We start from the raw sequence: 6,148 nt of genomic DNA on the forward strand, positions 1-6,148 counted from the left end.
GCCGTAGCGGACGTAGTCGTGGGTGCGCCGCTCGGGGGTGCCCGGGAGCATCGGCAGGACGGGCTGGAAGCGGTTCAGCGCCTGGATCTGGGACTTCTCATCGACGGCGAGCACGACAGCACGCTCGGGCGGGTCGAGATAGAGCCCGACGACGTCCTTGACCTTCTCGACAAAGAGCGGGTCGGTCGAGAGCTTGAACGTCTCGCTGCGCCACGGCTGGAGCCCGAAGGCTCCCCAGATCCGGCCGACGCTCGCCGGGGAGATCCCAACCTGCTTGGCAAGAGAGCGGGTCGACCAATGCGTCGCGTCCGCCGGCATCTGCTCCAGCGTCTTTGTCACGACCTCTTCGACCTTGTCGTCGCTGATACTGCGCGGCACACCCGGCCGCGGATCGTCGCTCAGCCCGTCCAGCCGCCCAGCGACAAACCGGCTACGCCACTTCCCGACCGTCGCCCGCGACACCCGCAGGTCGTGGGCGACCTCCAGGTTCGACGCGCCCGTCGCGCACGCCAGCACGATCCGGCAGCGCAGAGCCAATCGCTGCGCGCTCTTGGGTCGCCGCGCCCACCGCTCCAAGGTCGCCCGCTCATCCTCGCTCAACACCAACTCGGCCTTCGCCGGCCCACGCTCCACCACTGCCATCAGAGCCTCCCATCGTCGCTGACGAAAGGCCCCAACGTCGAGCAAACACAGAAAATCCCCGACTGTCTATAAACCTCTGAGGCAGTACACTAGAAGACTCCTGAAAAAGTTGTGTCTCTGTCCGGTGGGTTCGTGACAATTTTGGGATGTTGACGACTCGGTCTGGCCAAATGGGGTTGTTTGATGCGTTGGTAGTGATGGGGCCGCTTCCGGAGGGCTCGTTTTATGCGTTGTTGGCTGAGCACGGCGACCGGATCGTCTCTGATTCGGATTTCGTGGAGTGCTATTCGGCGCGGGTGGGGCGCCCGTCGATCCCGCCGTCTTTGTTGGCGAGGGTGTTGCTGTTGCAGCACCGCACCGGGGTGAGCGATGAGCAGGCGATGGAGTGTGTCGGCTGGGATCTGCGTTGGAAGGCGGCGCTTGGGTTGCCGGTGGATCATCGGGGTTGGCATCCGACGTCGTTGACGAAGTTCCGGGCGAGGTTGTTGCTGCACCGTAAGGAGGGGTTGGCGCTCGAGAACACGCTGCGGCTCGCCGCCGAGTTGGGGATGCTCGATGGGACGGCGGAGCAGATCATCGATTCGACGCCGATGCTCGGGGCGGTCGCGACGCAGGACACAGTCAGGCTCGTCCGTCATGGAGTGCGAAAGCTGATCGACGCCGTCAGCGTCTTCGATGAGGAGGCGGGCAAGGGCTTGGGTGAGGGGCTTGAGTTCGACTACCAGCGGCCGGGTGAGAAGCCGGATTGTCGGTGGCGTGAGAAGGCAGCGCGGGAGCGGATGCTGACCCGGGTCGCCCAGGACGCCGAACGCGCACTCACCGCCGTCGAGCAAACAAAGGGGCTGCTCGCGGATGAGGGAGTCAAGGCGGCGCACGAGTTGTTGCGGGAGCTGATCGGGCAGGACTTCGATATCGATCAGGGCGGGGTGCCGCGCCTGCATCGCGGCACCCGAAGCGACCGGATCATCTCGACCGTTGACCCCGAGATGCGCCACGGCCGCAAAAGCGTCCGGCAGCGCTTTGACGGCTACAAGCTCTCAGCCGCCGCCAGCAACAGCAGCGAGCCGCTGATAACCGCGGTACACGTGTGCCCAGGTGGTGAGCACGACGGGCCGCAAGCAAAACATCTGGTTGATGCGCAGACAGCTGAGCGGCGGCCGGCCCGGTTGCTCGGAGACACCGCCTACGGCAACGGGCCCGTCCGCGCTGAGCTGGCCGAACGAGGGGTCAACATGCTCGCGCCCGTCCCGGAAGGCAAGGTCGTCGAGGGTCGCTTCGGGAAACGCGAGTTCCGGATCGATCTCGACGCCGGAACGGTGACCTGCCCAGCAGGCCAAACCGCCGCTATCAATGTCTCTGCGAGCGGCGCTCGCCGCGCGAGTTTCTCCCAGCTGACCTGTGGCGCATGCCCGCTCAAGGACAGTTGCTGCCCAAGCCAGGCCCGACGCCAGATCAAAGTGAGCGAACACGAGAACCTCACCCTCGCCGCACGCCAAGCACTCGCCGACCCCGCCACCGCCGAGCGTCTCCGGCGGCAACGCCCACGCATCGAACGGCTACTCGGACTGCTCGCCCACCGCTACGGCGCCCGCAAAAGCCGCTACATCGGAACCAAGAAAGCCCAGCTACAAGCGGCATGGGCAGCCGCACTCGTCAATCTCAACCCGATCGGACGCCGCCTCGCCGCCCAGAACGCCTAAGACCCCGACAGGGCCCTCACCCCCGCGGCCCCACCACCGCCACGAACCCAAAACCGGGTCACCAGCACCCCGAACACCACACCCACGACCCGAAATCTCCCCCACACCGGAAACCGACTTCTTCAGGGACCTTCTAGCGGGTACCGCCGGGAGCCACGACTTCGCCAGAACCTGTCGTCAGCCCACTCGCGCGATTAGCTCGGTTGCCCGAAGCCAGTCCGATACGGCGACTGCAACAGCAGCGCTGCTTCCCAGCGAGTGGGTGCCCGGGATGCGGGCGACGGTGCGGTTCGAGTTGATCGGCGGCGTCCCGAACGGGTCGTTCTCGCCCTGGACGACCAGCGTCGGGACGTAGACGGCTTCGAGTTCCGGGAGGCGGCTCTTCTCAGGGTGGCCGGGTGGGTGGAGTGGGAACGCGAGGCAGACGACGGCGACCGAGTCGGTCTCGACTGCCGTACGGCACGCGACGCGGGCGCCCGATGAGCGGCCGCCGGTGAGGATCGGGAGGGCGCTGAGCGGGCCCTCGCGTAACTTGAGGACGACCGACGTCCAGGCCGCGTCGAGCTGGCGCGCCGGAGCGGGACTCCGCCGCCCGGCTACCCGGTAGGGCTGCTCTATGAGCGCGACGCTGACCCCCACGGAACGGGCGCCCTCGGCTGCGCCGACGAGATCGGGCGACTCGATTCCGCCGCCGGCCCCGTGGCCGAGCACGAGCCCTGCCACCGGCGACTCCACCAGGCGCAGGTGCGCTCGGGCAAGTCCGTAAGGAGTGTCGAGCTCGAGGATCCAACGAGCCTAGCCTCCAGCTCACGGGACAGGGCGCTCGTCATCGCTCGCGGGCCGGTCGCGCGGCGGACGCGTCCGGCGGGTGAGGATGCGCCGCTCTGGTTTGTGGGGCTCTCGCTCGATCGTCAGACACGAGAGGCTTCACGCGGTGGGCGGGCGTTCGAGTTGACGCGGACTGAGTACGCGCTGCTCGAGCTGTTCATGCGCAACCCGCGCCAGGTGCTGGCGCGGGAGCTGATCATGGAGCGGCCGCACGCACACGCCAACGATCGACTACATCGAACGCAGGATGAAAGACGGCAAGTCTCGCCGCGAAGCGATCCGCTGCCTCAAGCGGTACCTCGCCCGCAACCTCTACTGGCTACTCGAGAACCCGCCACCCGCGACTTGACAAACATAGAAGCATCACCGGGTCCGGGTCTCGACTGTGGGCTCGCCAGGGCGGTGGTCGGCCACGGCGACTGCATCGCGGCAACCGCTCGAGGTATCGGAACCCGAATCGTTTAATCGGTGCTCACTCACGCGTCTTGAGTGATCTTGGAGCTCAGGCGAGGTCGAAGCGGTCGAGGTTCATCACCTTGACCCACGCCGTGACGAAGTCGTGCACGAACTTCTCGCGGGCGTGGTCGCTGGCGTAGACCTCTGCGAGTGCGCGGAGCTCGGAGTTCGAGCCGAACACGAGGTCGACGCGGCTGCCGGTCCACTTGAGCTCGCCTGTCGCGAGATCCCGGCCCTCGAAGGCGTCCTCGGACGTCGCCGTCCAGGTGGTGCCCAGATCGAGCAGGTTCACGAAGAAGTCGTTCGTCAGTGTCTCGGGCGTCGAGGTGAAGACGCCGGGCGGGGACTGCTTGGCGTTCGCGCCCAGGACGCGCAGACCACCCACGAGGACGGTCATCTCGGGGGCACTGAGGGTCAGCAGGTTCGCGCGGTCGAGCAGGAGGTAGTCGGCCGGCAGGCGGTGCCCCGGCCGGAGGTAGTTGCGGAACCCGTCGGCGGTCGGCTCGAGCGCGGCGAACGACTCCACGTCGGTCTGCTCCTGCGACGCATCCGTCCGTCCCGGCGCGAAGGGCACCTCGACGTCGTGGCCGGCGCTGCTGGCGGCCACCTCGACGGCCGCCGATCCGCCGAGCACGATCAGGTCGGCGAGCGAGACCCTCTTGCCTTCGGTCTGGGAGCTGTTGAAGGCGTCCCGGATCTCCTCCAGGGTGCGTAGCACCGTCCCCAGCTGGTCGGGGTCGTTCACCTCCCAGCCGTTCTGGGGCTCGAGGCGGATGCGTGCCCCGTTGGCGCCGCCGCGCTTGTCGCCGCCGCGGAACGTCGATGCCGACGCCCATGCGGTCGAGACTAGCTGGGAGACCGACAGCCCCGAGGAGAGGATCCGGTTCTTGAGCTCGGCGACCTCCTCGGGCCCGACCAGCTCGTGGTCGACCGCCGGGAGCGGGTCCTGCCACAGCAGGATCTCGCTCGGGACCTCGGGCCCGAGGTAGCGCGCGGCGGGACCCATGTCGCGGTGGGTCAGCTTGAACCATGCCCGCGCGAAGGCGTCGGCGAGCTCGTCGGGGTGCTCGAGAAACCGCCGCGAGATCGGTTCGTAGACCGGGTCGAACCGGAGCGCGAGGTCCGTTGTCAGCATCGTCGGGAGGCGCTTCCGCGTGGCGTCGTAGGGGTCGGGGATGATCGCCTCGGCGTTCTTCGCCACCCACTGGTGTGCGCCCGCTGGGCTCACGGTGAGCTCCCACTCGTAGCCGAAGAGGATCTCGAGGAAGCTGTTGCTCCACCGTGTCGGCGTCGTGGACCAGGTGACCTCGAGGCCGCTCGTGATCGCGTTCGGCCCCTTTCCGGTGCCGAAGCTGCTCTTCCAGCCGAGGCCCTGCTCCTCGAGCGGGGCGCCCTCGGGCTCGGGCCCGACGTAGGGGAGGGGGTTGGCCGCGCCGTGGGTCTTGCCGAACGTGTGCCCGCCGACGATCAGCGCGACCGTCTCTTCGTCGTTCATCGCCATACGGCGGAACGTCTCGCGGATGTCTGTCGCCGCGGCGAGCGGGTCCGGGGTGCCGTTCGGCCCCTCCGGGTTCACGTAGATGAGGCCCATCTGGACGGCGGCCAGGGGGTTCTCGAGCTGGCGGTCGTCGCCGGTGTAGCGCTCGTCGCCCAGCCAGGCTGTCTCGGGACCCCAGTAGACGCCCTCGTCGGGCTCCCAGACGTCCTCGCGACCGCCGGCGAAGCCGAAGGTCTTGAAACCCATCGACTCCAGCGCCACGTTGCCGGCGAGGATCATCAGATCCGCCCAGGAGAGCTTCTGCCCGTACTTCCTCTTGACCGGCCACAGCAGCCTGCGTGCCTTGTCGAGGTTCGCGTTGTCCGGCCAGCTGTTCAAGGGCGCGAAGCGCTGCTGGCCCGAACCGGCGCCGCCGCGGCCGTCGCTCGTGCGGTACGTGCCGGCGCTGTGCCACGCCATCCGGATGATGAACGGGCCGTAGTGGCCGTGGTCGGCAGGCCACCAGTCCTGCGAGGTGGTCAGCACGTCCTCGATGTCGTGCTTCACCGCCGCCAGGTCGAGACTCGTGAACGCCTCGGCGTAGTCGAACTCCTCGCCGAGAGGGTTCGCCACGGCTGGGTTCTTGGCGAGGATCTTCAGGTTGAGCCGGTTCGGCCACCAGCCGCGATTCCCTTCGCCCTGGGTCGGATGCGGGGCGCGACCGTTCGCGACCGGGCAGCCGCTTCCGTTCTCCTCGTTCATTTCTCCAACGACGGCGTCAGGGATGTCGGACACGCGAATCCTTTCTCTGGATCAGGGGGTGGTCTGGCAGTCGGGGCAGCGCCCCCAGAACGTGATCTCGGCCTCGTCGACGTCGAAGCCGGCGGCCGACGCGGGCGTGAGGCACGGCGCGTTACCGGTCACGCAGTCGACGTCGACGGTCTTGCCGCAGTCGCGGCAGACGAGGTGGTGGTGGTTGTCCCCGACCCGCGTCTCGAACAGGGCGGGACTGCCGGCCGGCGCGATCCGGCGGACGAGACCCGCG

General features: G+C 67.9%; 5 protein-coding genes. 1 reads left to right on the forward strand and 4 read right to left on the reverse strand.

Going from position 1 to position 6,148, the window contains the following annotated elements:
• A partial coding sequence (locus tag VNF71_10580; protein HVA74995.1) for an IS630 family transposase occupies positions 1–642 on the reverse strand: 642 nt, incomplete at its 3' end.
• A 170-nt stretch (positions 643–812) separates the two neighbouring features.
• Between VNF71_10580 and VNF71_10585 the strand changes: the two genes are divergently transcribed.
• Positions 813–2,342 (forward strand): IS1182 family transposase, encoded by a 1,530-nt coding sequence (locus tag VNF71_10585; protein HVA74996.1) that lies wholly within the window; start codon positions 813–815, stop codon positions 2,340–2,342.
• A 177-nt stretch (positions 2,343–2,519) separates the two neighbouring features.
• On the opposite strand, the gene VNF71_10590 is transcribed toward VNF71_10585, so the two are convergent.
• The 3 genes from VNF71_10590 to VNF71_10600 all read right to left on the reverse strand — a co-directional run.
• Entirely contained in the window at positions 2,520–3,065 is a 546-nt protein-coding gene (locus VNF71_10590; GenBank protein ID HVA74997.1) for an alpha/beta family hydrolase, read from the reverse strand.
• Between the two features lie 607 nt (positions 3,066–3,672).
• The gene (gene katG, locus VNF71_10595) at positions 3,673–5,898 is read right to left on the reverse strand and encodes a catalase/peroxidase HPI (GenBank protein HVA74998.1); all 2,226 of its coding nucleotides are present in this window, start codon (positions 5,896–5,898) and stop codon (positions 3,673–3,675) included.
• 18 nt (positions 5,899–5,916) lie between these two features.
• The coding region (locus VNF71_10600) for a transcriptional repressor (GenBank protein HVA74999.1) at positions 5,917–6,148 on the reverse strand (232 nt) is incomplete at its 5' end.

Source organism: Acidimicrobiales bacterium (assembly GCA_035533095.1).
Lineage (GTDB): Bacteria > Actinomycetota > Acidimicrobiia > Acidimicrobiales > Palsa-688 > DATLUM01.

Excerpts from the sequence above, each read along its gene's own strand:
- VNF71_10585 (HVA74996.1), top strand. The coding sequence starts at position 813 with ATGGGGTTGTTTGATGCGTTGGTAGTGATGGGGCCGCTTCCGGAGGGC.